The sequence below is a fragment of the Brevibacterium sp. 91QC2O2 genome, assembly GCF_024580695.1.
In the GTDB taxonomy this organism is placed as follows: domain Bacteria; phylum Actinomycetota; class Actinomycetes; order Actinomycetales; family Brevibacteriaceae; genus Brevibacterium; species Brevibacterium moorei.
In genome coordinates, this window is the sequence record NZ_JANIJY010000002.1 from 19260 (window position 1) to 46194 (window position 26935).

At 67.4% G+C, this 26935-nt stretch carries 27 protein-coding genes; 18 read left to right on the top strand and 9 right to left on the bottom strand.

Going from position 1 to position 26935, the window contains the following annotated elements:
* The first annotated feature begins 14 nt into the window (after positions 1–14).
* From NQ036_RS02200 to NQ036_RS02255, 12 genes are all read left to right on the top strand, one after another.
* Positions 15–860, top strand: coding sequence for a M55 family metallopeptidase (locus tag NQ036_RS02200; protein ID WP_257056926.1), 846 nt, complete (start codon positions 15–17; stop codon positions 858–860).
* Positions 857–1582 (top strand): type 1 glutamine amidotransferase, encoded by a 726-nt coding sequence (locus NQ036_RS02205; protein ID WP_257056927.1) that lies wholly within the window; start codon positions 857–859, stop codon positions 1580–1582. The genes NQ036_RS02200 and NQ036_RS02205 overlap by 4 nt, the downstream gene beginning before the upstream one ends.
* Positions 1569–2180 (top strand): FMN-binding negative transcriptional regulator, encoded by a 612-nt coding sequence (locus tag NQ036_RS02210; protein WP_257056928.1) that lies wholly within the window; start codon positions 1569–1571, stop codon positions 2178–2180. Before NQ036_RS02205 ends, NQ036_RS02210 begins: the two co-directional genes overlap by 14 nt.
* Positions 2181–2227: 47 nt before the next feature.
* Complete coding sequence (locus NQ036_RS02215; protein WP_257056929.1) at positions 2228–3547, top strand: MFS transporter; 1320 nt, start codon at positions 2228–2230, stop codon at positions 3545–3547.
* Between the two features lie 57 nt (positions 3548–3604).
* Positions 3605–4009, top strand: coding sequence for an META domain-containing protein (locus tag NQ036_RS02220; RefSeq protein WP_257056930.1), 405 nt, complete (start codon positions 3605–3607; stop codon positions 4007–4009).
* Between the two features lie 205 nt (positions 4010–4214).
* A complete protein-coding gene (locus NQ036_RS02225; RefSeq protein WP_257056931.1) occupies positions 4215–6251 on the top strand; it encodes a trypsin-like serine protease in 2037 nt (678 codons plus the stop codon).
* A 130-nt stretch (positions 6252–6381) separates the two neighbouring features.
* Positions 6382–7695 (top strand): M18 family aminopeptidase, encoded by a 1314-nt coding sequence (locus tag NQ036_RS02230; RefSeq protein ID WP_257056933.1) that lies wholly within the window; start codon positions 6382–6384, stop codon positions 7693–7695.
* A gap of 1 nt (position 7696) precedes the next feature.
* A complete protein-coding gene (locus NQ036_RS15770; RefSeq protein WP_257056935.1) occupies positions 7697–8914 on the top strand; it encodes a helix-turn-helix domain-containing protein in 1218 nt (405 codons plus the stop codon).
* Positions 8915–9015: 101 nt separating this feature from the next.
* Positions 9016–10656 carry an OPT/YSL family transporter gene (locus NQ036_RS02240; RefSeq protein ID WP_257056936.1) on the top strand — a complete coding sequence of 547 codons (1641 nt, stop codon included), beginning with the start codon at positions 9016–9018 and terminating at the stop codon, positions 10654–10656.
* A gap of 3 nt (positions 10657–10659) precedes the next feature.
* A complete protein-coding gene (locus tag NQ036_RS02245; protein ID WP_257056937.1) occupies positions 10660–11733 on the top strand; it encodes a DUF917 family protein in 1074 nt (357 codons plus the stop codon).
* Positions 11734–11760: 27 nt separating this feature from the next.
* Positions 11761–12708, top strand: coding sequence for a DUF1177 domain-containing protein (locus tag NQ036_RS02250; protein WP_257048154.1), 948 nt, complete (start codon positions 11761–11763; stop codon positions 12706–12708).
* Positions 12708–13388, top strand: coding sequence for an AroM family protein (locus tag NQ036_RS02255; protein ID WP_257056938.1), 681 nt, complete (start codon positions 12708–12710; stop codon positions 13386–13388). The genes NQ036_RS02250 and NQ036_RS02255 overlap by 1 nt, the downstream gene beginning before the upstream one ends.
* Positions 13389–13416: 28 nt before the next feature.
* Here NQ036_RS02255 and NQ036_RS02260 read toward each other — a convergent pair whose 3' ends face one another.
* From NQ036_RS02260 to NQ036_RS02270, 3 genes are read right to left on the bottom strand one after another with little or no spacing between them, the layout of a single operon-like run.
* Positions 13417–13692, bottom strand: a complete 276-nt coding sequence (locus tag NQ036_RS02260; RefSeq protein WP_257056940.1) for a response regulator transcription factor — start codon at positions 13690–13692, stop codon at positions 13417–13419.
* A gap of 54 nt (positions 13693–13746) precedes the next feature.
* Entirely contained in the window at positions 13747–14094 is a 348-nt protein-coding gene (locus tag NQ036_RS02265) for a response regulator (protein ID WP_257056941.1), read from the bottom strand.
* A gap of 18 nt (positions 14095–14112) precedes the next feature.
* Positions 14113–15369 carry a histidine kinase gene (locus NQ036_RS02270; RefSeq protein WP_257056943.1) on the bottom strand — a complete coding sequence of 419 codons (1257 nt, stop codon included), beginning with the start codon at positions 15367–15369 and terminating at the stop codon, positions 14113–14115.
* 139 nt (positions 15370–15508) lie between these two features.
* Here NQ036_RS02270 and NQ036_RS02275 point away from each other — a divergent pair, with 139 nt between their 5' ends.
* Positions 15509–16120: a DUF4352 domain-containing protein gene (locus NQ036_RS02275; protein ID WP_257048149.1), complete on the top strand. Its 612-nt coding sequence runs from the start codon at positions 15509–15511 to the stop codon at positions 16118–16120.
* 43 nt (positions 16121–16163) lie between these two features.
* On the top strand, positions 16164–16763 hold the full coding sequence (locus NQ036_RS02280) for a PaaI family thioesterase (protein ID WP_257048147.1): 600 nt from the start codon (positions 16164–16166) through the stop codon (positions 16761–16763).
* A gap of 7 nt (positions 16764–16770) precedes the next feature.
* On the opposite strand, the gene NQ036_RS02285 is transcribed toward NQ036_RS02280, so the two are convergent.
* The 3 genes from NQ036_RS02285 to NQ036_RS02295 are packed head-to-tail and all read right to left on the bottom strand — an operon-like array spanning position 16771 to position 19413.
* Positions 16771–17496: a GntR family transcriptional regulator gene (locus NQ036_RS02285; RefSeq protein WP_257048146.1), complete on the bottom strand. Its 726-nt coding sequence runs from the start codon at positions 17494–17496 to the stop codon at positions 16771–16773.
* A gap of 32 nt (positions 17497–17528) precedes the next feature.
* A complete protein-coding gene (locus NQ036_RS02290; RefSeq protein WP_257048144.1) occupies positions 17529–18395 on the bottom strand; it encodes a PfkB family carbohydrate kinase in 867 nt (288 codons plus the stop codon).
* Positions 18396–18414: 19 nt separating this feature from the next.
* The gene (locus NQ036_RS02295) at positions 18415–19413 is read right to left on the bottom strand and encodes an SIS domain-containing protein (RefSeq protein WP_257048143.1); all 999 of its coding nucleotides are present in this window, start codon (positions 19411–19413) and stop codon (positions 18415–18417) included.
* 154 nt (positions 19414–19567) lie between these two features.
* Between NQ036_RS02295 and NQ036_RS02300 the strand changes: the two genes are divergently transcribed.
* From NQ036_RS02300 to NQ036_RS02315, 4 genes are read left to right on the top strand one after another with little or no spacing between them, the layout of a single operon-like run.
* On the top strand, positions 19568–21385 hold the full coding sequence (locus tag NQ036_RS02300) for an ABC transporter family substrate-binding protein (protein ID WP_257056945.1): 1818 nt from the start codon (positions 19568–19570) through the stop codon (positions 21383–21385).
* A gap of 18 nt (positions 21386–21403) precedes the next feature.
* The gene (locus NQ036_RS15775; RefSeq protein WP_257056946.1) at positions 21404–22018 is read left to right on the top strand and encodes a PaaI family thioesterase; all 615 of its coding nucleotides are present in this window, start codon (positions 21404–21406) and stop codon (positions 22016–22018) included.
* Between the two features lie 11 nt (positions 22019–22029).
* Positions 22030–22458, top strand: coding sequence for a hypothetical protein (locus NQ036_RS02310; RefSeq protein ID WP_257056947.1), 429 nt, complete (start codon positions 22030–22032; stop codon positions 22456–22458).
* A 42-nt stretch (positions 22459–22500) separates the two neighbouring features.
* Positions 22501–23460 carry an Lrp/AsnC family transcriptional regulator gene (locus tag NQ036_RS02315; protein WP_257056948.1) on the top strand — a complete coding sequence of 320 codons (960 nt, stop codon included), beginning with the start codon at positions 22501–22503 and terminating at the stop codon, positions 23458–23460.
* 16 nt (positions 23461–23476) lie between these two features.
* Here the strand turns inward: NQ036_RS02315 and NQ036_RS02320 are convergent, their stop codons facing one another.
* From NQ036_RS02320 to NQ036_RS02330, 3 genes are read right to left on the bottom strand one after another with little or no spacing between them, the layout of a single operon-like run.
* Positions 23477–24553: an ABC transporter substrate-binding protein gene (locus NQ036_RS02320; RefSeq protein ID WP_257056949.1), complete on the bottom strand. Its 1077-nt coding sequence runs from the start codon at positions 24551–24553 to the stop codon at positions 23477–23479.
* A complete protein-coding gene (locus tag NQ036_RS02325; protein WP_257056950.1) occupies positions 24550–26091 on the bottom strand; it encodes an ABC transporter permease subunit in 1542 nt (513 codons plus the stop codon). Before NQ036_RS02325 ends, NQ036_RS02320 begins: the two co-directional genes overlap by 4 nt.
* The gene (locus NQ036_RS02330; RefSeq protein WP_257056951.1) at positions 26088–26900 is read right to left on the bottom strand and encodes an ABC transporter ATP-binding protein; all 813 of its coding nucleotides are present in this window, start codon (positions 26898–26900) and stop codon (positions 26088–26090) included. The genes NQ036_RS02325 and NQ036_RS02330 overlap by 4 nt, the downstream gene beginning before the upstream one ends.
* Positions 26901–26935: the final 35 nt, after the last annotated feature.

Consider the following 26935-nt stretch of genomic DNA (forward strand, 5'->3'; position numbering starts at 1 on the left):
TATAGGGTAGTGGCATGACCCACGTTTTCATCTCCGTCGACATGGAGGGCATCGCCGGTGTCGCGACGCCGGCCCAGGTGCACCGCGGCACCGATGACTATGAGCGTTCCTGCGCCCTCATGGCCGGCGAGGTCAACGCCGCGATCGAGGGGGCGTACGCCGGGGGTGCCACCCGGGTGACGGTCAACGACGGCCACGGTGACAATGCGAACCTGCGCCCGGAGGAGCTGGACACACGGGCCACCCTGTTGATGGGCCAGCCCAAGCTGGCCGGCGGCATGATGGCCGGCGCCCAGGACGCCCACATCGCCCTGCTGATCGGCTATCACGCCGCGGCCGGCACCACCGGTGCGGTGCTGGACCACACGGTCTCCGGTGGCGCCTTCGCCCGGATCCGGGTGGACGGTGAGGTCTGGGGTGAGGCGGATGTCAATGCCGCCATCGCAGCCCAGTTCGGCACGCCGATCGGCCTGGTGACCGGCGATGACAAGGTCTGCCGTTCGTTCGCCTCGCGCTATCCGCTGGGCCCGCACGCCATGGCGCTGACCGTCGACGTCAAGGCCTCGCTGGGCAATGGGGTGATCCACTCCCTGCACCCGGAAGTCGCCCGCGAGCGCATTCAGATCGCCGCCGAGGCCGCCGTCACCAGGGTGGCAGCGGCCACTGCGGACACCCGGCCAGAACCGCCTGCGCCCCGTTCCCTGCGCGCGACCCTGCGGCGCACGGCCCAGGCAGATCACTGCATGTTGGTGCCGGGTACGGTACGCGCCTCGGCCTATGACGTGGAGTACGCGTGCACCGATGCGCTCGAACTGCGCAATATGCTCAAGCTCTTTTCGATCACCGCGGCCGCGGCATGACCACTTCCGCGCCCCGCGTCCTCATCGTCCAACACGAGGACTCCGTCTCCCCCGATCTGGCCGGCGCGCGCCTGGCGGCAGCAGGGGTCGAGACCGCCATGGCCGGCCCCGCCTGGGTCCCGCAGGATTCTCGCGACTTCGACGGGGTCCTGGTGCTCGGTGGCACCATGGGCCCCACCGACGACGAGGCCGCACCCTGGCTGCCCGCCGTCCGCCACCTGATCCGCGACGCCGTGGACACGTCCACTCCCCTGTTGGGCCTGTGCCTGGGCGCCCAGCTGCTGGCCGAATCGACCGGCGGCCGGGTGCACGTCAATCCGCGCGGGCCCGAGGTCGGCGTCCACGATGTCGCCTTCGCACCCGAAGCGGACGGCGATCCGTTGTTCGGACGGTTCGCGGGCACTCGGAAGGCGGCGGTGGAGTTCCACTGGCTGGAGGTCGCCGAGCTGCCGGCCGGCGCCGTGAACCTGGCCGGCAACGCCCATTCCGCGCAGCAGGCTTTCCGGGTCGGGCGGAACGCCTGGGGTACCCAGTTCCATCCCGAGGCCCTGGCCGACACCGTGGACCGGTGGGCACACAGCCATGCTGACCTGGCCTCGCAGGCCGAGGAGATCACGGCACAGGCCCGGGCCCTGGAGCCCGAGCTGGCCGAACGTTGGGCGGGACTGTTCGATGCGTGGATCGGCGTCGTCGCAAAGAGGAGCGCAGATGCTGACCGTTGACGCCTATGAGGTGACCGACCCGGCCTGGGTCCGGGATCTGGTCCGCCGGGTGGGCTGGGGCACTCTGGTCACCCACGGCCCCTCCGGGATCGAGGCCTCGCACTATCCGTTCCTGCTCGAGGAAGCCGGCGAGGACATCGTCCTGCTGACCCATCTGGGAAAACCCGATGATGAGCTCCTCGATCTGACGGGTGAGGCCATGGTGCTCATCGATGGACCACACGGCTATATCTCCCCGTCGTGGTATCCGCCGGAGCAGATCATCCCCACGTGGAATTTTATGAGCGCGCATCTGTGGGGCGTGCCGGAACTCCTGGAGCCCGAGGAGAACTACCGGGTGCTCACGCGCCTGGTCGACGAGTTCGAGGCCCCGGTCGAGGCTCCCAGTTCCCTGCGCCTGGACGAGGCGATGACCAGGAGGGTCGCGGCGGCGACCACGGGACTGCGCATCCGCGTCACGCGTTTCCGGGGAAAGAACAAGCTCAGCCAGGACAAGGATCCGGCAACGGTCCGCTCGATTGTGCAGCACCTGGCGGGGACGGGCCCCTATGCGAATGCGCCGCTGGCCCGGGCAATGAGCAGCGAGTTCAATCTCTGAGCCCACCCTATATCCTCATTGCTTAGGTCGTGCTAAGCTCCTTCTCTGTGAACACCACTGCCGTGGATGCTCCGACGTCCGCCACCCGTCCCCGCATTCCCGCCGTTCTGACCGTCCTGGCCTGCTGGCTGGTCATCGTCTTCGACGGCTACGACCTCATCGTCTTCGGCGCGGTCAAACCCGTGCTCATGCAGGAGGACTGGGGCCTGACCCAGGCCACCGCCGGCACCCTGGGCTCCATCGCCTTCATCGGCATGATGATCGGCGCACTGATCGCCGGCCGGCTGTCCGATGCCCTGGGCCGGGTCCGCACGATCGTGGCCTGCACCCTGCTCTTCACCCTGGCGACCGTGGCCTGCGGCCTGGTCGACAGTGTCTTCGCCTTCGGCCTGCTGCGCCTGGTGGCGGGCCTCGGCCTGGGCGGCGTGATGCCGGCGACCAACGCGCTGGCCACCACCCTGGTGCCCGCCCGGTTGCGCGGGGTGATGACGACGATCATGATGTCCGGCGTGCCCGTGGGCGGTTCCGCCGCTTCGCTCATCGGCCTGAGCGTCATCCCTGCCGCCGGGTGGCGGCCCATGTTCTTCCTGCCACTCCTGGTCATGCTCGTCGCCCTGCCCCTGCTGCTGTGGGGAGTGTCGGCCCTGGGACGCGCCGGACACGATGTCTCGACCACCGGGGCACCCGCCCGGGTGCAGGCACAGCGCGTGGCGGCTGGGACCTCGGCCGAACTCGCCGCGGCCGGCTCGGATGCCGGTTCCGGCTACGGCGCCCTGTTCCGCAGCGGCTTCGCCCGCACCACCATCGTGTTCTCACTGGCCTTCCTGTGCTGCCTGTTCGTCTGGTTCGGGCTCGGCACCGAACTGCCGAATCTGATGACCCAGGCCGGTTACGGGCTGGGGTCGGCACTGACCTTCAGCCTGGCGCTCAACCTGGGCGCGGTGGGCGGCAGCGTGCTGACCGCCTGGGCCTCGGTGCGTTTCGGCACCGTGCCCACCGCCGCGGTGGCAGCCGCCGTGTGCGTGCTGGGCCTGCTGCTCATGCTAACCCACCCGAGCACCGGCATGATCTACGTGTGCATGGTCGCCGCCGGCATCGGCACCCACGGCACCCAGTGCCTGGTCATGGGCGCGGTGGCCCAGGCCTATCCCGACCATCTGCGCGGCACCGCCCTGGGCGTGGTCATGGGCTTCGGCCGGCTGGGTGCGATCCTGGCCCCGCAGCTGACCGGTCTGCTACTGGCGGCCCAGGCCGGGGTCCCCTCGGTGTTCCTGGCCTATGCCTGTGGCGGACTGGGTGTGACCATCCTCTTGGCCACGTCGATCCGCCGAAGCCGCAGGGCAGCGCTCGCAACTGTGCTTGATTGATTGCACAGGCTGCGCCATTAGGCTGGACGCACGATGCACCCCATTCGAGGAGTACAGATGAAACGCGGCATGATCGTATTCGCGCTGGGCGCAGTCTGCGCACTGGCCCTGACGGCCTGTGGCGGCGGTGGCGCGGCCTCGTCTTCCGGAGGGGACTCGACACCCACCATCGAGGGCAAGTGGAAGGCCGAGGATCCGAGGGATGCCTATCTGGAATTCGGTGCCCCCGATGGCGATGGCAAAGGATCATATAAGGGTAAAGACGGCTGCAACAGCATCGCTGGCACCTTCACCATGCAAGCCGATAACGCCGACGTCAAACAGGGCCCCAGCACCCTAATGGCCTGTCCTGGAGTCAACGACTGGCTGAGCAAGATCGGCTCGCTGAGCATCGCCGGAGACAATATGACTGTCAAGGACGACAAGGGCAAGGAGATCGGCACTCTGACGCGTGCCGACTGAGTAGCCCACACCCGTAGCCGACAACCCCTCTTGCCGAGCGGTGTACGTGTTCAGGCTGTGAGATTTCTTAGAAATCAGGTTGCGTTTTGGTAACAGTCCGTGCCAGACTTGGTCCCCGTAAAGACGTTACTTCATTATTCGCACCACGGAAGTAGCTGCATTTAGCACCAAGCAACCTGCTAACGATTTGCAAGGGACTGAACACATGCACGCTCCCACACCGGGGAAGAAACTTGCCGCCATCGGCGCGGCCGCGGCTCTGGCCGCGGGCTCCGCAATGATCGCTGCACCCGCCATGGCGGGTCCTGCCGCAGGCGGCGAAGGCGGCACCGCGTTCGCCAAGGCAGCCAGTACGGCATTCGCCGCAGACACCAAGGCCGCTGCCAAGACGAAATCGGCCAAGGCCTCAAAGATCGCAGCCATGGGCTTCGGCAAGGACGGCGAAGTCGTCGTCCAGTCGACCGACAAGGCCCTCACCGCCGACAGCGATGAACTCAAGTCCATCAAGGCCTATGCCGCCAAGGAAGGCAAGGACCTGAAGGTCAGCTTCATCGGCACCAAGGGCTACGAAGCTTATGGGGCCACTGCCAAGATCGACAAGAAGTCTGTGGCCAAGGGCGAGACCTTTGCCGACAACGGCAAGTCCATCAAGGACCTGGTCAACGGCGCCGGGTACATAATGCTCACCAGCGCGACGCAGGGCTCTCTCTGCTCGACCGGGTTCAACGCCACCGAAGGCGGCAAGCCGATCATCATCACCGCCGGTCACTGCACCGAGGGTATGGACGGCAAAAAGGCCTACCGCGAGGCTCCGTCCTCGTCCGAGGCCGTAGCCGGCAAGGGCGCATCCGAATTCCTCGATGGTGACGCTTCCGGCGCAAAGCCCTTCGGCACCGTCACGTATTCGCAGTTCGGTCCGACCGCGATCGACGAGAACGAGACGCAGCTGCCCGCGGGCATCACGCCCGCCAAGGCGCAGGACTTCGGCCTGCTCGCCGTCGATGGCGGCCTCAATCTGAACCAGCCCGGTGTCACAACCAACTGGAACGAGAAGGACGCCAAGAACGAGGACAATCTGGCCAAGGACACCACTCCGGTCAAGGGCGTCCACGACGTCACCACCAAGGATGTGGGCTCCGATGTCTGGCGCTCCGGCCGTACCACCGGCAAGCAGACCGGTCCGATCGGCTACGAGGACCGGCAGACCGTTGCCATCGTCGACGGTTACTCGAACATCGGCGGTCGCCTGGTCTATGGTTTCGCCTCCGAGACCCTGGCCGATCACGGTGACTCCGGCGGCGCCGTTATGAAGGGTGATCAGGCCGTGGGCGTCGTCTCCGGCGGCTCACCCGCCAAAGCGGGCCACAAGGCATTCCTGTGGACCGCTGAATTGGCCGAGGGTCTGACCCAGCTCAAGAACAAGGGCCACAACGTTAAGGTGACCACGGACGGCGACACCACGACTCCTCCGGGGACCCCGGAGCCGACGGACACGACGACGGCTCCCACCGAGGAACCGACGACGCCGGCTCCGACGGACGAGCCGACGACCACGGCTCCCACCGAAGAGCCCACCTCGCCGGCACCGACCACGACGGCTCCCACCGAGAAGCCGACCACGGATGCACCGACGACTCCGGCTCCCACCTCCTCGGCTCCCACCACGGAACCGACGCAGACCTCGAAGCCGACGCAGACCACTGAGGCTCCGAAGGCCGATCCGAAGCTGACGATCGACCCGAAGAAGGTCTCGGCGAAGAACTTCGTCAACGAGAAGAAGGGCGTCACCCTCAAGGTGGCGAACCTGGAGAAGGGCCAGAAGGTCGACTTCACGGTGAGCCCCTCGGGTAAGAACGTCAAGCCCTACGAACTGACCGCCACCGCCGATGCCAATGGCACCGCGCAGTGGAAGGTCTACGGCACCAGCGCCAGCGATCCCGAGGTCTACGTCGGCAAGTACCAGGTCAAGGCCCAGCCCCAGACCGATGCCAAGGCCGCGAATGATCCGCTGACCGGTTCGTTCCAGGTCGTCTCCGGCGATGCCAACCCCGGTGGTGGCGATAACGGCGATGACAACGGCAACGGCTCCGGCGACAATGGCTCGGACGACAACGGTTCGGGCGATAACGGCAAGGAACTGCCCAAGACCGGTGTGACCTCGGCCCCGCTGCTCGGCGGTGCCATCGCACTGATCCTGGTCGGCGCCGCCACGGTCTTCCTGGCCCGCCGCAAGAAGAACTGAGCTTCTTCGTTCTGAGGTGATCCGATCACCTCGGAAAAACGGGGCCCCACTCCTCACGAGTGGGGCCCCGTTGCGCATTCAGGTCCGGCACCGCCCCGGTGCCCGGAGCCACTGTGCCTAGAATGCGTGTATGACTTCCGCACCCACATCACATGCCCAGGGGCTCATCGACTTCGTCGTCGACTCCCCCACCTCCTACCACGCCGCGGCCACCGCGCGCGACGCCCTGGTCGCAGCGGGCTTCACGGAACTGGATGAGACGCGGGCCTGGGATCTGGAGCCGGGCGGACGCTACGTCGTGGTGCGCGAGGGCTCCCTGGCGGCCTGGGCGATCCCGTCGACGCTTCCCGAATCCGCCGCCTTCACGATCGTGGGCACCCACACCGATTCCCCGGCCTTCAAGCTCAAGCCGCTGCCGGACTTCACCCACGAGGGCGCGAACCAGGTGGGCGTGGAGATCTACGGCGGGCCCATTCTGAACTCCTGGCTGGACCGCGAACTGTGCTTCGCCGGCCGCCTGGCCCTGAGCGACGGCCGCGTCGTGTTGGCCCGCACCGAACCGATCGGCCGCATCCCGCAGCTGGCCATCCACCTGGACCGTTCGGCCAATGAGAAGCTCATGCTGGACAAGCAGCAGCACACCCAGCCGGTCATCGGCCTGGAGCACATCACCGGATCGGCCGACAACGCGGCCGCCTCCTCCCTGGTACTGGGACTGCTGGCCGAATCCGCAGGGGTCACGGCCGAACAGATCGCCGGCTACGATGTGCACACCATCCCGGCCGAACGCCCCGCGCTCTTCGGTGCCCACCGGGAGTTCCTGGCCTCGCCGCGCCTGGACAACCTGGCCTCGGTCTACCCGGCCGTCACGGCACTGGCCGCGGTCGACCCGGATGCCATCACCTCGGTCGCACTGGTCGCGGCCTTCGACCACGAAGAGGTCGGCTCGGGCACCCGCTCGGGGGCCTCGGGCCCCATCCTGTCCGACATCACCCACCGCATCGTCGAGGCCCTGCACCCGGGTTCCACCCGTCCGGCCGAGGACTATCTGCGGGCCATCGCCGCCAGCGTCTGCATCTCCTCCGATGCCGGGCACGCGGTCCACCCGAACTTCCCCGGCCACCACGACCCGGTCGTGCGCCCGCACCTGGGCGCCGGCCCCCTGCTGAAGATCAACGCGCAGCAGCGCTACGCCACGGACGCCCTGGGCACCGCCGTATGGGAGCGCGCCTGCGCGGCCGCCGGCGTGCACTCCCAGCCCTTCGTCTCGAAGAACACGATGCCGTGCGGCACCACGATCGGCCCACTGACCGCCCAGCGCCTCGGCGTCACCACCGTCGACGTGGGACCGGCCCTGTGGTCGATGCACTCGGCCCGCGAGATGTGCGCGGTGGCCGATATCGCGGCCCTGCACGACGCCCTGGCACAGGCCTTCAGGCGGTGAAGTGACGGTAGGCGATGAGGCGACGGTAGACGCAGACCGCATCGAGGCCGAACTGCGCCTGCCCGCCTACCGGGACCTGACCCCCACCCTGGACTACCTGGTGCGCACGCTGTCCGGCGCGGTCTACATCGAGGACGTCTCCGGGCGGCTGCTGTTCACCCATTCGGCACCGCACCCGGACGACTGGCGGTGGGACTTCACACCGTTATCGCAGCCCTCGGTCGCCGGGTTCGAGAAGTCCCTGCGGATCTGGTCGCGTTCGGGGCGGACCTATATCGCGATCCCGGGCGACCAGTCCTTCCGATACCGCCGCACGATCATCCCGCTGACCTATCACGGGCAGATCTTCGCCTTCGTCCACCTGGTCAACTCGCGCCTGCCCACGCCGGTCCCGCGCACCGAGGACAACACCGCGACCCGATTGGTCGCCATCCTCGGCGACAAGCTGTTCATGCTCGTCATGGGCCGGCTCAACGAATTCCGGCATCCCGACGCGCCCGCCGTCCCTTCCGGGGCCGAGGACGCGGTCGGCTGTGCGGTCACGACCCTGACCGCGGGCGTGGGCGGGCATCCGGCCGACCGGATCCTCGACCACGAATCGGTGGCCCGGCTGGCAGGCCTGGCCCTGCAGAGCGCTCTGCTGGCCGCCGGAGGGCCGGTGGAGACCGTGGATTCGCACATCGTCCACTCCGCCGACCGGATCGAGCTCGTCCAGCAGCTGCGCTTCGCCCGGCCGATGGACCCTGCAGCCCTCGAAGCGCTCTATCGCTCGGCCCTGCAGGACCTGGGCTGGCGACTGAACCTGGGGCTCGGCGTCATCTCCGACGGCACCGAACGCACCGAGCGAGCGGAGGCCGAGGCCAGGGCGCTACTGAGCATGGCCCCGCCGGATCACGACCGCACCAGGGTGTTCACCCGCGGCGACGGCGGTCTGCAGTCCCTGGCCCTGCTCAAACGCGGCGGCGCGGGTTTCACCCGCTATGCCGAGCACATCCGCGCTGTCCTGTACGCGGCGGACCCCGTGCTGGCCACGACGGCTGTGGCCTATGCCGGATCCGAATGCAATGCCTCGGACACCGCGGCGCGGCTGGCCGTCGACCGGCGCACCGTCAACCACCGACTCCACCGAATCGCGGAGATCACTGGCCTGGACCTGCCGGCCTTCCCCGCGAAGATCATCCTGTACCTGACATTCCTACCGGAGTCCCCGCTGGAGTAACACCCGCGTAATCCTGGTTTCCCACCCGGGAAATCGGGCTGCGGGATTTTCCCCGTTCCGGACATATCAGTGGCCGGGCCCACACCACTAGCGTGGCCGGTATGACTGACAACACCCTCACCGGGACCGTGTCGAAACGGACCCAGAACACGGTCTTCGTGATCGTGTCGATCGTGGTCGCGGTGTTCGGATCGATCATCGGCATGCAGCTGATCGCCCAGCTGGGCGTCACCCCGAACACCTCGATCATCGGCGTTCTCATCGCCATGATCATCGCCCGCATCCCGCTGGGCTGGTTCAAGCAGTTCCGCTCGATGGAATCGCAGAACCTCATTCAGACGACCATCTCCTCGGCCACCTTCGGCGCGGCCAACAGCCTGTTGCTGCCGATCGGCATCCCGTACGCCATGGGCCTGCCCCAACTGGTCTGGCCCCTGCTGATCGGCTCCGGCATCGCCCTGGCCATCGACGTCTTCATCTTCTACCGCGTCTTCGACTCACGCTTCTTCTCGGCCAATGAATCCTGGCCCTCCGGCGTGGCCACCGCCGAGGCGATGAAGGCCGGCGATCAGGGCGGCAAGAAGGCCTGGCTGCTGGGCGCCGGCATCGTGTTGGGCCTGATCGGCAGTTCGCTGGGCATCTCCATGTCCGCCTTCGGTGTGGCCTTCATCGGCAATATCTGGGCCCTGGCCTTCTTCGGCATCGGCCTGGTCGTCAACGGCTACGCCGAACCCTGGTTCGGCATCGACATCAACGCCCTCTACATCCCGCACGGCATGATGATCGGCGCGGGCCTGGTGGCCCTGCTGCAGTTCGTCTTCATGATGATCAATGCCGGACGGAAGAAGCGGCAGGGCGCCACTGCGCAGAGTGCCGCCCAGGATGCGGCCAAGGCCGAGAGCGTCAAGGGCGTGGGCCGGACCGAGGCCACCCGCAGCGAATCCGACGTCCGCAAAGCCTTCCTGACCGGCAATGTGCTGTTCATGGCCGGCGCCCTGATCCTGGCTCTGCTCGGCGGGCTGATCAGCCACATGTCACCCCTGGTGATCGTGGGCTTCGTGATCTTCGCCGGGGTCATCACCTTCTGCCACGAGATCATCGTCGGCATCGCCGCCATGCACTCCGGCTGGTTCCCCGCCTTCGCCGTCACCCTCATCTCGCTCATGCTGGGTCTGCTGCTGGGCTTCCCACCGGTGGCCCTGGCGCTGCTCACCGGCTATGTCGCGGCCTCCGGACCCGCCTTCGCGGATATGGGCTACGACTTCAAAACGGGTGCCCTGATCCGCCGCGGCGTCAGCGTCCAGGAGGAGATCTACGGCCGCCGCCAGCAGCTCAAGGCCGGCATCGTGGGCTTCGTGGTCGCCTTCGTCGTCGTGGCCATCGCCCACGACACCCTGTTCTCCCAGGGACTCATCCCGCCGGTAGACAAGGTCTTCGCCACCACGATCGAGCACGGGATCGGCGGCGAGGTGGGCCGTCAGCTGCTCATCTGGGCGATCCCCGGGGCCATCGTGCAGCTGATCGGCGGACCCAAGCGCCAGGTCGGCATCATGTTCGCCACCGGGCTGCTCATCGTCAACCCGCTGGCCGGCTGGGCGGTGCTCGTGGGCATCGTCCTGCGCTTCATCATCCTCAAAATCTGGGGCGAGAAGGGTGAGGCCATGTCCTTCACCCTGGCAGCCGGCTTCATCGCCGGCGACGCCCTGTACAGCTTCTTCTCCTCACTCTGGAAGGCACGGTAGAACATGTCTAGAACCCTGACCCGCGAAGACGGAATCGCGGCGGTCTACGGCGGCGGCGTCCTCGGCGGCGGGGGCGGCGGCCATCTGGCCGACGGCCTGGCCCGCGTCGAGCAGATCTTCGACGGCCACCTGCCCGCACCCACCCTGGTATCGCTAGACGAGCTGAGCCCGCTGGCCACAGTCGCCTGTGTGGCCCTGGTCGGTGCGCCCTCGGCCGCCGCGGCCCATATCGACGAGGCCCAGCTGATCGCCAGCGTGCGCGAACTGGCAGGTGCCGTCGAAGGCGAACTGGCCGCGCTGATGACCAATGAGAACGGACCCGCCACCACCATCAACGGCTGGCTGCAGGCGGCGGCCCTTGGCCTGCCGGTCCTCGACGCACCCTCGAACGGCAGGGCCCACCCCACCGGGGTGATGGGCGCCCTGCAGTTGCAGAAGGAGCCCGAGTACACCTCGGTCCAGGCCTTCGCCGGCGGCGCCGGAACCGCGGCCCTGACCGGGCACGTGGCGGGCAACCTGAACACGGCCGCCGCCGCGGTCCGCGCCCTGTCCGTGACCGCAGGCGGCATGGTGGGCGTGTGCCGCAACCCGGTGAGCATTCAGCGGGTGCGCGAATACGGCGCGGCCGGCGGCATCGGCTTCGCCATCGACCTGGGCCGGGCCCACCTGGCAGGGACCACCGGGGCCGAGAAGATCGCCAATGTCGTGGACTTCCTGGGCGGGAACGTGTGCTTCACCGGCACGGTGGACGGTGTCGAGCTGCGCCAGGAGGGCGGCTTCGACGTGGGCACCGTAACCCTGGGCGATGGCTCGCGCAACTGCGAACTGACCTTCTGGAACGAGTACATGACCGCCGAGCTCGCAGGCGAGCGCCTGGCGACCTTCCCCGACCTCATCATGACCCTGGACACCGAAACCGGTGCCCCCGTCGTCTCCGCCAGAATCGAGCAGGGGCAGTCCCTCACCGTCATCACGGCGGACAAATCGCGGCTGCGCCTGGGCGCCAGCATGTTCGACGCCGATCTGCTGGCGGGGATCGAACCCATACTCGGCAAGCCGATCGTGGCCCACCAGTAAGCCGTTCACCACCACCGTAAGGACATCATGCTCAAGCAGGTACTGGACACACTCGAAATCCTCGACTCCCCGCAGGCAAGCGGCCAGGCGGTCGCCCAGGCACTCACAGCGGCCGCCCCCGAGGCCTCGGCCCAGGGAATCGTCGCCGTCAGCGTGCAGCCGGTCGGCACCGACAAGGGCTCGACCGACTTCGTCAAGGTCACGATCAAGGGCACCGACGGCAAGGCCGCGGGTGGCTCGGCGCGGACCCTGGGCGTCATCGGCCGCTTGGGTGGCCTGGGTGCCAGGCCCACCCGGATCGGCTTCACCTCGGACGGCGACGGAGCGGCCTCGGCCATCGCGACCGCCTGGAAGCTGGTCCGGATGGCCGAACTGGGCGACCGGCTGCCCGGCGACGTCATCGTGGCCACCCACGTCTGCCCCGACGCCCCGACCCGCCCGCACAAGCCCGTGGAATTCATGGACTCCCCCGTGGACATGGGGATCATGAACCGCCACGAGGTCGATGAGGCGATGGACGCGATCCTGTCCATCGACACGACCAAGGGCAATAAGCTGGTCAACGTCAAGGGCATCTCCATCACCCCGGCGATCCTCGACGGCTATGTCATGGCAGTGCCCGATGACCTGCTCGACGTTCTGGAGATCGCCACCGGCCGGCCCGCCGTGACCTTCCCGATCACCAATCAGGACATCACCCCGTACGGCAATGGCGTCCACCACGTCAACAGCATCGTGCAGCCGGCCACTGCCGCCGAGGTGCCGGTCGTGGGCGTGGCCATCACAACCGAATCCCTGGTGCCGGGCTCGGCCACCGGGGCCAGCCACGAGATCGACATCGCCGATGCCGTGCGCTTCGCCATCGAAGTCGCCAAGGGCTTCGGCAAGGGCGATGTGCACTTCGTCAAGGACGATGAGGTCGCGATCCTGCAGCGCCTCTACGGCTCGCTGGGCCACCTGTACAAGGAGGCCTGATGACCATCGGCCTGCTGACCATCGGACAGTCCCCGCGAGTCGACATCACGGGCAATTTCGCCGGGTTCGACTTCGTCGAGGGCGGCGCCCTGGACGGGCTGAGCCTGGATGCCGTGCACCGCGATTTCGCGCCGGGACCCGACGACGTCGCCGCCGGGCACACGGTCTACGTGTCCCGGATGGCCGACGGGACCGAGGTCAAGGTGCTCAAGTCCGCCGTATCCCGCGGACTCCAGCAGCGCATCGACGAGATCGCCGGGGACTGCAGCGCCATCGTCGTGCTGTGCACGGGCACCTTCGAGGGCCTGCGCTCACCGGTGCCGCTGATCTTCCCCGATGAGGTGCTGCGGCGGGCCGTGGTGGACGGGGGTCTCGGGGCGCACCTGCACGTGGTGATGCCGGCGGCAGAACAACGGCCCTTCCTCGAGGGCAAGTGGGAGCCGGTGACGCAGCGCCGCAGCTTCTCCTCGGCCTCGCCCTATCAGCCCTTCCCCGCCGCCGAGGTCGCGCGTTCCGTTCTGCGCGACGGTACACCCAGCGGGGTCGTCTTGGACTGCATGGGCTTTAGGGCCGAACACCAGGAGGCGCTGGCGGCTGCCCTGGCCGAGGCCGGCGCACCCGATCTGCCGATCATCCTGCCCCAGCGGGCCGTCCCGGAGTACGTGGCCGGGCTGGAGTAGGCCGCCGGTTCGTACTGTCCCGTCCCGCCTACCGCAGCGCGCGATCCACGGCGAGCGCCAGGCCCGTCCTGGTGCCCACGCCCAGTTTCCGCCTGGCACTTTTCAGGTGACTCTTGACGGTGGTCTCCGAGAGGAACATGCGCGCGGCGATCTGCTGGTCCGTCAGGTCCTCGATGACCAGTTTCGCGGCCTCGAACTCCTGCGGGGACAGCAGGGCCACCCGTTCGCGGGCCTGGGAGCGCTGTACCAGCGTGGTGTCGCGGTGGATCTGCGCCAGCAGGGTGGCGGTGGCACCACCGGACATGAAGCCGTCGCCCGCGGCGATCCGCAGGATCGCTGCGGCCAGGGCCTGTGGGTCCTAGTTCTTGAAGATGTAGCCCACGGCTCCGGCCGCCACCGCCCGGGCCACGTCATCGCCGGCGTCCAGAGTGGTGAGCACTGCGATCGTGGGTGCGGGGGCCAGGGCCGCCAGCCTGGCGGTGGCCTCGAACCCGTCCATCACCGGCATCGCCAAGTCCATCAGCACCACCTCGGGGTAGTGCAGCGCGTACTGTTCCAGGGCCTCGGCCCCGTTGGCGGCGGTTCCCACAACCTCGATGGCCGGGACCGTGTCCAGGTAGCCGCCCACGAAGTTGCGCACCATGGGCTCGTCGTCGACGACCAGCACCCGCACCGGGGCGGGACGTTCGGGGATTCGCGGACTCACCCGAAGATCATAGTCGGCTCAGCCCTCGCCGGGCCACGGCAGAGTCGCGTCGACGATGAACTCGCCCTGGAACGGACCGATCCACACCTGGCCGCCCAGCCGCTGTGCCCGTTCCCGGATCCCGGTCAGCCCATTGCCCCCGCCGGGCACCTGGGCTCCCACGGCCGCCAACGGATTGGCCACCCTGATGCGCGCGCCCCGCTCCGGGTCCGCCGTCACCGATAGGCTGATCGGCGTTCCGGGAGCGTGTTTGGCCGCGTTCGTCAGCGCCTCCTGCACGATCCGGTACACCGAGTTCTCGAACACCGCGTTCGCGGGCTTCGCCCGGTCGACCATGATCATCGCATCGACGGGGGTACCCGTCTTGCGCACATTCGCCACCAGGTCGGGGATCCCATTCATCGCAGCGGTCGGCGGGGCGCCGGCGGCGCGTGGATTCGAGCGCAGCCCACCCACCAGGGTCCGCATATCGTTCAGTGCCTCGTTTGCCTGCCCCCGCAGGGCCGCAGCGGCCTGGGCGGTGGCGGTATCACCGGCCCGGCGTTCCAGAGCCGATGCCTGCATCGACATCAGGGAGAGGCGGTGGGCCTGCGAGTCATGGAGTTCGCGGGCCAACCGATCGCGTTCCCCGCGGTGGGCCAGCTCCTCGCGGGCATCGGTGGCCCTGCCCCGTTCGAGCGCTGCGCGCCGATTGGCGCGCAGCAGATAGCCAATCCCCACGCTGAGTCCATAGCAGGCCAGGGCGAGCAGTGCGAGCACGCTAGCGGTGGTGCCGCGGGTGACCAGGGCATCGGCCGAGGTGATTCCGGGATCCGAGTCCATCGGGACGAACAGCGCCCCCACCACGGTGTTCAGAGGATCGCGCAGGCTGTCGCGGATCACGGTGAAGACCAGGACGATCGCTGCTGCGATAGCGCTCATGCCGGCCTGCCGGCGGGTACCGCGCCGCACCAGCTGGTGGGTGCCGATGAGCATGAGCAGGTAGTCCATGCCGATGAGCGCCAGCACGGCTCCCGCGGCGAACGTCAGCCAGGGCACCCGGAAACGGAGGAAGACACTGCCCCACAGGATCATGGAGGTCAGCCACAGGAGAATCTCGAGGGCGATCGGCTCGCTCGCGGCGTCCGGCGCCCAGAAGAACGTCGTATGGCCGGTCGCATTCGCCTCGCCTAAGACGGAGAGGAAGATCGCCAGGAAGAAGTACAGGATGCCCAGGACGATGCGGCCGCCCTGGCGCAGCCAGGGCGGTACACCGGTCGTGGATTCAGGGGTCACCCCTCCAGATTAACCGGGCCCGGTGACACGGGAATCCTCCGATCGGTCGGGCGGGTGGGACCGATCGAAGGATGTGCGGGGCCCGGCCGGACCGCGAGTCTTGAGGGGCAAGAGAAACCCGAACAGAAACGGATCGGCCATGACCACTCCTCCCCCGAACCCCTACCCCTCCTACCCCGCACCGATCCCGCCCAAGAAGGGCAAGGGCAAGAAGATCGCCGGGTTCGGCTGCCTGGGCCTGATCATCGTGGTGCTCATCGTCGTCATCGCATCGTGCGCCTCGATTCTCGGCGGTGGCTCCGACAGCGCGTCCGGCGGGTCCGCGGCGGGCTCCGGCAAGGACGCTCAGAAGTCCGCGCAGGTCGGCGACGCCGTGACCAGCGGGAACCTCCAGGTCACCGTCACCAAGGTGGGCAAGGACAAGACCAAGGTCGGCAATGAGTACATCGGCAAGAAGGCCCAGGGCCGGTTCGTCCAGGTGAACATGACGATCAAGAACGTGGGCGACTCCGCGGAATACTTCTCCGACACCGACGTCAAGCTCAAGGATGCCAAGGGCACGGAGTACTCCGCCGATTCCGAGGCCGCCGCCTACATCTCCGATTCCAACGCCCTGTTCGAGCAGATCAACCCGGGCAACACGAACAAGGGCATCGTGGTCTTCGACGTTCCCAAGAAGGTCATTCCGACCACGCTGGAGTTCCAGGGCGGGCTGTTCGACTCCCCCATCGCGGTGGACCTGACCAAGTAGGGGCTCGGCTGTGCGGAGGGGCTCGATCTGATAGAACGAACGTATGATCAATGAGCCCTCCGCCTACGCTGAGCACACGACGCGGCTAGCCCGCGAACTCACCGCGGCCCTCGTCGCCGAATCCGATGACGCCACCCTGGCCGGCCGGGTCGCCGAAATCGCCTCCCGGCTGACCGAGGCCGCGGCGGCCCCGCAGGACGTGACCGTCGACGATCCGCTCATCTTCCGCACGGTCTTCGGGGCCGGCCGCGGTCCCGTGACCTCGGCCCGCAACCCCATCGCCCCACCCGTGGACGTCGACTTCGACGGCGAGCAGGCGGTGGGCCGGGTGACCCTGGGCCTGCAGTACCAGGGCCCGCCCAACCGCGTGCACGGCGGCATCGTGGCCCTGTGCTTCGACGATGTGCTCGGCGCCGCCGCCCATGTGGGCGGCCGGGTCCCGGCCTTCACCCGCGAGCTGACGATCACCTACGATGCGGCCACTCCCCTGGATACGCCCCTGGAGTTCCGCGCCTGGATCGAGTCGGAGTCCGGGCGCAAGCGTTTCATGGCCGGCGAGGTCAGAGCAGGTGGACAGGTCACCGCCCGGGCGCGCGGGCTGTGGATCTCCCCGCGCGACCCGATCGCCTTCCCAGCGCTGTAGGGACCCCCTAGAACTCCACGTGTACACGGTAGGGGTCGACGCGGAAGGAGGACACCGCGATCGGCGTTCCAGCATCGGCTCCCGCCGCGGCTCTGACCACCTTGTCGATGCGCAGGACCGGATCCCCTAGCGCCACCCCCAGCAGTTCGGCCTCGGTCCCGGTAGCGACTTCGGCGCCGATCGTGCCGCCCGAGGTGGTCTCCACATAGCCGTAGTCGGCCGCCAGCACGGCGAAGGTCGACACGTCGTCGTCGATCTTGTCCAAAAAGCCCGGCAGCAGCAGCTCCGGATAGTGGGTGACGTCGTAGGCGATGACGTTTTCCCCGTCGAGTAGCAGCCGGCGCAGCCCCACCACGGGAGTGCCCAGCCGGACTTCCAACAGGGCGGCGACCCGGACATCGGCGCCTTCGCGCAGCTTCTCCAGCACCCGGCGCCGCGGCGTTCCCTGGAACTTCTCCGGCAGCTTCCCGAACCCGCCCAGAGTCATCAGGCTGGTGGTGAAGGAGCTGTGGGTGACGAAGGTGCCGCGTCCCGGCTGCTTCGAGACGTAGCCCTCCTTCGCCAGCTCCTCGACCCCCTTGCGCAGGGTGATGCGGGAGACCCCGTAGTGTTCCTGCAGCTTCGGCTCCGCCGGCAGCAGTTGCCCGTTCTGGAACTCACCCGCGTCGATCCTGGCGCGCAGATCATTGCGGATCTGCAGATAACGGGGGATGCCGGGCTGCACTGTGCTCACACCTGCCATTGTGCCCTACCGGGTTCCGGCCCCTACGCGATGTGCGGGTTGGTGGCCAGCATGATGTCCATCTCGGCGGTACTGGCCGGCGTGCCGCAGTCGAAGGCACCCCGGTACCCGCAGGCCCTGGCCCCGGCCTCGGCTCCGGCCGCCAGAGCTGCGACGGGGTCGTGCGCGGCCGTCCAGGAATGCAGGAAACCGGTGATGAAACCATCGCCGGCGCCCAGGGCGTCCACCGCCTCGACCGCGTGGCTCGGGGCGTAGAACTCGCCGTCCGCCGTGTACCCGTGGGCTCCGGCGGCACCTGCGGTGAGCACCAGGACCGTGGCCCCGTGGGCGAAGCAGGCGCGGGCGAACTCCGTGCGCTCTTCCGGGCTCCACCCGCTGGCGGACACGAATGCGCACTCCACATGCGGCAGCAGGGTCATGTCCATCGGCTTGTAGGAGCGCTCCGAGAAGTCGTAGGACACGGTGGCCCGCTGCGCCAGCTGGGGCAGATAGGGTTCGATCCCGGAGTCGATCGAGGTGTGCACGGCGGCGAACTCCCCCGCCAGCTCCATGTCCTCATCGGTCAGACGCAGCCGCACGTCGTGCTGCACCCCACCCCGGTTCGAGGCCAGGAACACCCGGTCGCCGTCGGCGGCCAGGTCGACCAGGGTGCGCCCGGTCTCACCGACCGCCCGCCGGATCCTCGACACGTCGACGCCGATGCCAGACAGCGTGTCGGCGACATGGTCGCCGTAGCCGTCGGTGCCCAGTATCCCGGCGAAACCCGCCAGCGAACCGTAGAACAGCCTCGAATAGGCCGCCACGTTCAGAGCATTGCCGCCGGGGTAGGCGGTGGTCCGATCGCGGTAGATGTCGACGACCGCATCGCCGATCCCCAGGACGTCTGCCATGACTGTGCCCGCCTTCCCCTCAGTACTCCATGCGCCACATGTAGCGGCGCACTGACATCGGGTGGCCGCGGTGGTCCGACAGGGCGTCGGCGAACACGCGCAGCACGGGGCCGAAGACCAGCTGGGCATAGCTGGGGCGCAGGGCCTCGTCCACAGCGGACAGGTCCCAGCTCGCGGCGTCCAGGGTGACGACGGAGTCGGCGTGCTGGATCACGAAGTCGTGCGCGCGCTGATCGATCGCGCGGGCCTCGCCCAGACCCAGCAATTCGATGAAGGGCACGTCGAAATCGGTGATCTCGAAGGGGCCGTGGAAGTACTCAGCACTGTTGATCCCCTGCGAGTGGACCCACAGCATCTCCTGCAGGAAGCAGATGGAGAAGGAATAGCCCTGCCAATAGTTCACCCCGGAGCTCAGGGTGTAGATGAGTTCATCGCGGCGGTGCGCGAACGCCCACTTATCGGCCTGCTCGACGTATCCGGGGGTGGTGGCGGCGACGATGTCGTCGAATGCCGCAACTGCCGCGTCGGCCGCCGGTGCGATCTGCGTGCCGTTGACGTGGTCGAGGATCGCCCAGGTCAGGCGGTACAGCAGGGGGCTGCCGGTGTAGGCGTACTGCTTGCCCTCGCCGTGCTGGTAGAAGATCGTGTATTCGGCGGCCTCGTCCAGGGGCGAGCCCTCCAGATTGGTCAGCGCGATGGTGGTGGCGCCCGCCGCCCTGGCGAATTCCGTTGCGGCGACCGTCTCCGGGGTGTTGCCGGAATGCGAGCAGGTGATGACCAGGCTGTGCGGGCCCAGGGCCTTCGGCGCGCGGGTGGTGAATTCGCGGGCGTTGAGCGCCAGCGCCGAGACCTCTCCGGTCTGTTCCTGCAGCGTGTAGGCGGCCGGCTGCAAGGTGGCGTTGGAGCCGCCGCAGGCCGCGAAGAACACGTTCTTGATGTCCGTCTTGGCTGTGATGGCGGCGATCGCTCTGGCCAGCTGGGCTTCGATGATGTCGGTGGGGTGCACGGTGTCGCTCATGGTTCCGTCTCCTGCTCGGATCTACTCGGGTCGCTGAAAAGTCATCACTGGAAAGTGCTTGGGATCAGCGGTGTGTTGTGTCACAATCAATGGTATACCTTTATAAGACGTTATGTAAAAGCATCAGCCCCTCGGACACAGTAAGGACACTCCCGTGAAGAAACATCTGCTGACATCGGGCATCGCCGCCATAGCGGCGCTGAGCCTGGCCCTGACCGGATGTGCGCCGAACAACAGTGGTTCGGGCGCTGCTGCGGCGGACCAGGACAAAGAAGTCAAGATCATGTGGAACCAGCCGTTCTTCTCCCTCAACGGCCACACCACCACGACCTCGGCGACCGCCAACCAGAACGTCACCTACTTCATGAGCGATTCATTCAAGTACTACGGTGACGACCTCAAACTCCACGACAACACGAGCTTCGGCACCGTCGAGAAGATCTCCGACAACCCGATGAAGGTCAAGTACACGATCGCCGACACCGCGAAGTGGTCCGACGGCGTGCCCTACACCGCCGCGGACATGATCCTGGCCTGGGGCGCACGCAGCGGCAACTTCAACACCATCGACCTGGGCAAGGCCACCAAGGACGACGGCAGCATCAAGAAGGTCGGCGCGAACGACGTGGTCTTCAACGCCAACGATCAGGGTCTGGCCCTGATCAAGAAGTTCCCGGAGGTGTCCGAGGACGGCAAGACCGTCACCGTCGAATACTCCAAGCCCTTCGCGGACTGGGACGTCAACCTGACCCTGCAGGATTCGGGCAATCCGGCGCACATCGTGGCCAAGAAGGCCCTGGGCGTCGACGACCCAAGCGAGGCCGCAGCGGCCCTGACCGAGGCCTTCAGGAAGAAGGACAACGCCGCGCTGAACAAGGTCGCGACCTTCTGGAACACCGGGTACAGCTTCACCAAGCTGCCCGAGGACAAGGACTTACTGGTCAACACCGGTCCCTACCAGATGACCGAATACCAGGAGGGCCAGTTCCTCACCCTGTCCCGCCGCGACGACTACGAGGGCGAACGGAAGTCCGACTTCAAGACCGTCACCTTCCGCTACAACGAGGATCCCACGGCCGCCGTCCAGGCACTGCAGAACGGCGAGGTCGACCTGATCAACCCGCAGGCCACCGCCGACATCCTCAAATCGGTCCAGGGCATCGACGGCACCCAGGTCAATGTGCAGAACTCCGACACCTTCGAACACATCGACCTGGTGATGGACAACGGCGGTCCCTTCGACCCGAAGACCTACGGCGGAGACAGGGCCAAGGCGCTCAAGGTCCGCCAGGCGTTCCTGTCTGCCCTGCCCAGGCAGAAGATTGTCGACACGATCATCAAGCCGCTCAAGGACGATGCCGCTGTCCGCAACTCCTACACTCAGGTGCCCGGGTCGGACGGCTACGGCAAGGTCACCGCGGCCAACGGCATGGAATCGACCTACGGCTCCACCGATGTGGACAAGGCCAAGCAGCTGCTGGCCGACGCCGGGGCCTCCAAGCCCAAGGTCAGGATCCTCTACGCCAAGGGCAATGCCCGCCGCGAGCAGATCTTCCAGCTGATCAAGGAGTCCGCGGAGTCCGCCGGCTTCCAGGTCATCGACGGCGCAGATGCCAAGTGGAGCGAGAACATGGACGACACCTCGAAGTATGATGCGGTGTTCTACGGCTGGGGCAATGAGCACCTGGGCGTGTCACAGACCGACCAGAAGTACCGTTCCAATGGCCAGCAGATGACCAGCGGCTACAAGAACACCACCGTCGACGGCCTCTACGACAAGCTGCTGACGGAGACCGACCCGGCAAAGCAAATCGAGATGCAGGGCCAGATCGAGAAGAACATGGTCGACGACGCCTTCGGCCTGCCGATCTTCCAGTTCCCGGAAATCGTGGCGAACAAGGAGTCCCTGCAGGGCGTCAGCTCCATCCCGGTCGCACCGAACGCCTTCTGGAACTTCTGGACCTGGAAGTGACGGTGATACAAATGAACGGTGACGACTGACACTGAATACCCCCTGACGACGACACCGTACGCCGAACACACGGCCCGCCTGACCCGCGAACTCACCGCAGCGCTGACCACGCTCGACGACGATGCGGCTCTGGCGGGCCGCGTGCGCGAGGTAGCTGCGGAGCTGGCCCGGACCTCGGCGGCACCGCAGGACGTCACGGTCGACGATCCGTTCCCGCAGTCGGTCTACGTGTCCACGGGCATCAACCCGATCGCCTCGGCGCGCAATCCGATCGCCCCGCCCATGCCGATCCGCTACGAGGGCGATATCGCCGTGGGCGAGGCCTCCCTGCCCCTGCAGTACCAGGGCCCGCCGAACCGCGTGCACGGCGGGATCATCGCCGCCTGCTTCGACCGGGTCGCAGGTGCCGCGGCCCATGTGAACGGGCGCCGCCCGTCCTACACCAGGGAGCTGACGATCACCTACGACGCCGCCACTCCCCTGAACACACCGCTGGTGTTCCGCGGCTGGATCGACCGCGAGGAGGGCCGCAAACGCTTTATGGCCGCCGAGGTCTCAGCCGGCGGGCAGATCACCGCCAGGGCCCACGGCCTGTGGATCGCACCGCGCGACCCAGCTGACTTCGGGAAGTAGGGACCGAGCCGATGGGCCGGGAACCCGAGGACCGGTGGTCCGCCTATGCCCCGCTCAGCGGGGAGGTCTTCAACGCCGGCGACCCGGATGGCTCCGCGACCGGCACGGAGGACGGCGAGGAGCCGGTGCTCGATGCGCAGGGGCGCAGAACGATCCGGTTCTTCGAGGAGTGGGGCCAGGATTCACCCTATTGGGAGACCGGCAACCCCCTATACAACCTCGAGCCGGCCGACCTGGGACTGTCCGCGGAGTTGGGCCGTCTCTCGCATCGGCTCATGGAGTTCTGGACGGCGCACTACGATTTCGACGACACCGGCGACGCCGTATGGGACGCCGAGGCCAACCGCAATGACTGGTACCGCCGCGGCGATGCGGTGATCGAGCGCCTGCGCCGCGAGCTGGGCCCCGGTTTCGTCATCTCCGACGAGCGCTGGTCCTGAGCGCGGGCCCCGCGCGAGAAGCGATATAGGCTGAACACCACTATGGAAGACCACGCCGTTCCCCTGCTCGACGATACGGACCTGCGGATCGTCGCCTGTCTGCGCGCATCCGGGCGGGCCACGGCAACGGAGATCGCCGAGGCCGCCGGCATCGAATACGCCACCGCGCGCCGGTGCCTGGCCCACCTCCTGGACTCCGACACCGTGCAGATCACCACCCTGGTCGACCCCGCACTGCTGGACCAGTCAGTCGTGGGCTTCCTGTGGCTGCACTCGCGCGCACTGCATACGGACATCGGCGTGCGCCTGGCGGCCAAACACGGAGTGAACTGGGCGACCCTGACCATCGACGGGCGCACCGCCGTCGCCCAGATCAACTGCGCCACGCCCGCCGAATTCCTTACCCTGACCGATGAGATCCGCTCCTGGCCGGGCGTCGACGCACTGGAGTCGGCGATCGTCATGCGCTCCTATATCGGCCCGCGCTCGGCCAGCACCTTCCGACTGCCGGGGACCTCGGCCACGGCCGAGCACTCCCCCACCCAGTGGCTGGGCGGCACCGCCCTGGAGGCGGTGGACGATACGGACCGGGAGATCCTGCACGTGCTGCGCGCCGATGGCCGCGCCACCCTGACCCAGATCGCCGAGGCCGTGGCCATTCCGCTGTCCACCGCCCGCCGCCGCGTCAACCGGCTGCTCAGCTCACCGGGCGTGCGCATGCAGTGCCGCGTCAAGCCCGCGGCCCTGGGCCTGGACTACTATGCAGGGGTCAGTATCCGGGTGCACCGCGACGCCGGCGGCCTGGCCCGCACCCTGGCCGTGCACCCGGCGACTTCCTGGGTGTCCGAGGTGACCGGCCCTGCCGCCGTGACCGTCGAGTTCCTGGCCGCGGACCAGGCGGAGATGACCCGTGCGATCGACGCGGTGCTGGCCGATCAGCGGGTCGCCGATGTGCGCGTCGACTACTACTCGCAGAACGTCAAGGACACCGGCCTGTGGTGACCGTTGGACACCAGCCTCAGTGGTCGAGCATGTCGGCGGGCTTGCACCCGACCCGCGGCACTTCCTTCAGCTCCGGGTTCTCCCGGTAGATCTCGTCGAGCAGCGAGGTGTCGAACAGGTCCTCGCGCTTGATATCGCCGAACCCCGACTGGGCCAGTGACTGCATGTTCTTCTCGATCAGGTCATCGCTCATCGTGAACAGCCCGTTCTTGCGCGTCTCATCGGTGACCATGATCTGCGAGTCCGCGCACAGGATCTTCTTCTGCGCATCCGCGTCGAGCCCCAGGTCCTTGCCGTAGGTGTGCAGGGCGTAGTCCGCGGCCTGGTCCGGATCTGCCAGAGCATCGCGCCAACCGCGCACCTCGGCCTTCAGCGCCGCCTTGATCTGCGGTCGCTTGGTCTTCAGCGCATCGCCGGTGACCTCATAGCAGTACGTCATATTGTGGATCCCGAACTGGCTGACCAGATCGCGCCGGTAATCGAAGCCGATGTTGTTCAGCGCCACCATGTACTCCGGCCCGAAGGCCAGCACCGCGTCGACCTCGCCGCCGGCCAGGGTCGTCGCATCACCCTGCCAGGGCACCACGGTCACGGACTTCGGGTCGATCTTATTGGCCTCGAAGATCGCCTGGATGACCGGTTGATTCGCGTCCTGGACCGCGATCTTCTTGCCCACCAGATCCTTGGCCCCGGCGATCCCGGAATCAGCCGCGGAGATCACCGCGATCGGCGTCTCCTGGTACTGGCAGCCCACGATCGACAGCGGAGCGCCGGCCTTGATCGCCTGGGCGGCGTAGTCGGGCCCGTCGATGCCGTAGAGCGCATTGCCCTGCACCACGTCGCTGGCCACCGGGGGCGAGGCCTGGCCGCCGGAGAGCAGCTCCGCCTTGGAGAAGCCCTCGTCGGTGTAGTAGCCGTGCTGATCGGCGAAGTAGGCGCCGGCCGCGGTGATGTCCTTCTGCCAGGACAGGCGCACATAGAGTTCGCCGAACTCGCTGGTGTCGGCCACGGACCCGCAGCCGGTCAGGGCCATGACGCCTGCGGTGAGCACGGCGCCCAGGGACAGGCCCCGGCGCTTGGAGAAGAGTTTCATACCAGCCTCCTGGACCGGCGGTAGGCGATTTCGATGAAATCGACCAGCGCATAGAGGATCACGGACGCGGCGGTCGCGAAGACGACGCCGGACCACAGGCCCGCGAAGTTGAACTTGGTGACGTCCTGGATGAAGGCGGCGCCCAGGCCTGTGCCGGTGGCCAGCCATTCGGCCATCAGCGCGCCCATGATGGCGTTCGGCAGGGTCACCCGCAGGGCGGAGAACAGATACGGCACCGAGGCCGGCAGCACCACGAAGCGCGCCTGCGCACCGGACTTCCCGCCCAGCGAGTCGACGATCCCCAGCAGCGCCTTGGGCGCCGTGGCCATGCCCTCGAGCATGATGAGGAAGGCGGGGAAGAACACGATGATCGCGACGATCACCGTCACCGCGGTGTAGGACCGGCCGATCGCGATGAACATGATCGGGGCGATCGCCACCAAGGGGGCGGCTCGCAAGATCATGGCGATCGGCATGATGAGGTCGGCGAACCAGCTCACGCGGGTGGCCAGCAGGGCGCACAGGATCGCCAGCACGATGCCGACGGCGAACCCGCCCCCGGCGTCGCCCAGGGTGATCCACAGATTGTGGAAGACCTCGGCGCGACCGGTCGGATCGGCCGCGAACAGGTAGCCGGCCACGTCCAGCGGGGACTTGCCGATCACCGGGTTCATATCGGCCAGGCCGATGCCCACCCACCAGATCGCCACCAGCACGATGGCCGAGCCGATGATGCCGAAGACGTTGACCCAGATCCGCTGATCGGGGCTGGACTGCACGGGCGTGATGTCCGCAGCCCAGCGCAGCAGGCGCTTGCCGATCCACGCGACGATCGCATACCCGATGCTCGAGACCAGCACCATGACGACGATGATGCCCCAGGCCCGGTCGATCTCCAGTTCCTTCTGGGCACGCACCAGGACAACGCCCAGTCCGTTGTCCACCCGGCCCAGGTACTCACCGAAGATCGCACCCATCAGGGCACCGGGTACTGCCAGTTTCAAACCGGAGAACAGATTGGGCAGGGCGTACCACCAGCGCACGAAGCGCAGTTTCTGACCCTTCGACCCGCCCAGGGAGTCGACGATCGACAGCGTGCCCTTATCGCTCATGGCCAGGCCGTCGATGACGTTGTTCAGGGTGATGAAGAGGACCGCGGCGGCAGACAGCACGACCATCGGGGTGCGCCCGTGCAGGGCGGTGACCAGAATCGGGCCGATCGCCACGATCGGCACGCTGTAGGCGAAGAGCGCCAGCTGGGATACGAAGGGCCTGATCACGGGGAAGAACGCGGTGAGCGCTCCCAGCAGGATCGCCAGGCCGTTGCCCCAGACGAAGCCCTGGGCGGCCTCGCCCAGGGTGGCCAGCAGATTGCGGCCGTAGAAGTCCCAGCCGTCGGCGAACAGCCGGCTGAACACGGCGCCGGGTCCCGGAACCACCCCGCCGCGCGATTCGAAGGCCAGTGCGGTCAGCCACCAGACCACCACGACCAGCACCAGTACGCCCGCATAGCGGGTAGTGCGGACCAGGCGGGTCACTGTGCGTCCTCGCCGAACAGGATGTCGGAGATCTCGTCGACGACCCGGTGGAACTCGGGGCTGCGCAGGGTCTCGGCGGTGCGCGGGCGCGGAATCGGGACCTCGTAGACGGCTGCGATCGTGCCGGGGCGCCCGCTCATCACGATGACGCGGTCACTGAGCAGCACGGCCTCGGGGATCGAGTGGGTGACCATCAGGGTGGTGGGTTGGGAGGCCAGCCAGATGTCCTGGAGTTCGAAGTTCATCCGCTGGCGGGTGACATCGTCCAGGGCGCCGAAGGGCTCGTCGAGCAGCAGCACCTCGGGGGTACGGACCAGGGCGCGCGCGATGCTGGCGCGCTGGCGCATGCCGCCGGAGAGCTGGCTGGGGTAGGCCTTGGCGAAATTGCTCAGGCCCACCAATTCCAACAGTTCGTCCACCCGGGAGGTGTCCACGGTTTCCCCTGCGATCTTGTACGGCAGTTCCAGGTTCCCCCGCACCGTGCGCCAGGGCATCATCGCGGAATCCTGGAAGGCCACGCCCACCCGGTGGGCCCGGCGGACCGCGTCGGGGCTCTGCCCGTGGATCGTGGCGGTGCCGGAGAATTCCGTGTCCAGGCCACCGAGGACGCGCATCACGGTGGACTTACCGCAGCCCGATGGTCCGATGATGGACACGAAGTCGCCGCGGCTCATCGCGAAACTCACATCGGTCAGCGCTGTGACGTCGCCGGAGCGGGTGTGGAAGACCTTCTCCAGGTCATTCACCTGGACACCGGGCGCATTGCCGCCCGGGCTGGTAGGTACAGGGGTGGGGCGGTCTGTCGCCATGAAGGACTCCGAAATCTCCGGTAAGAGGGTGCCGT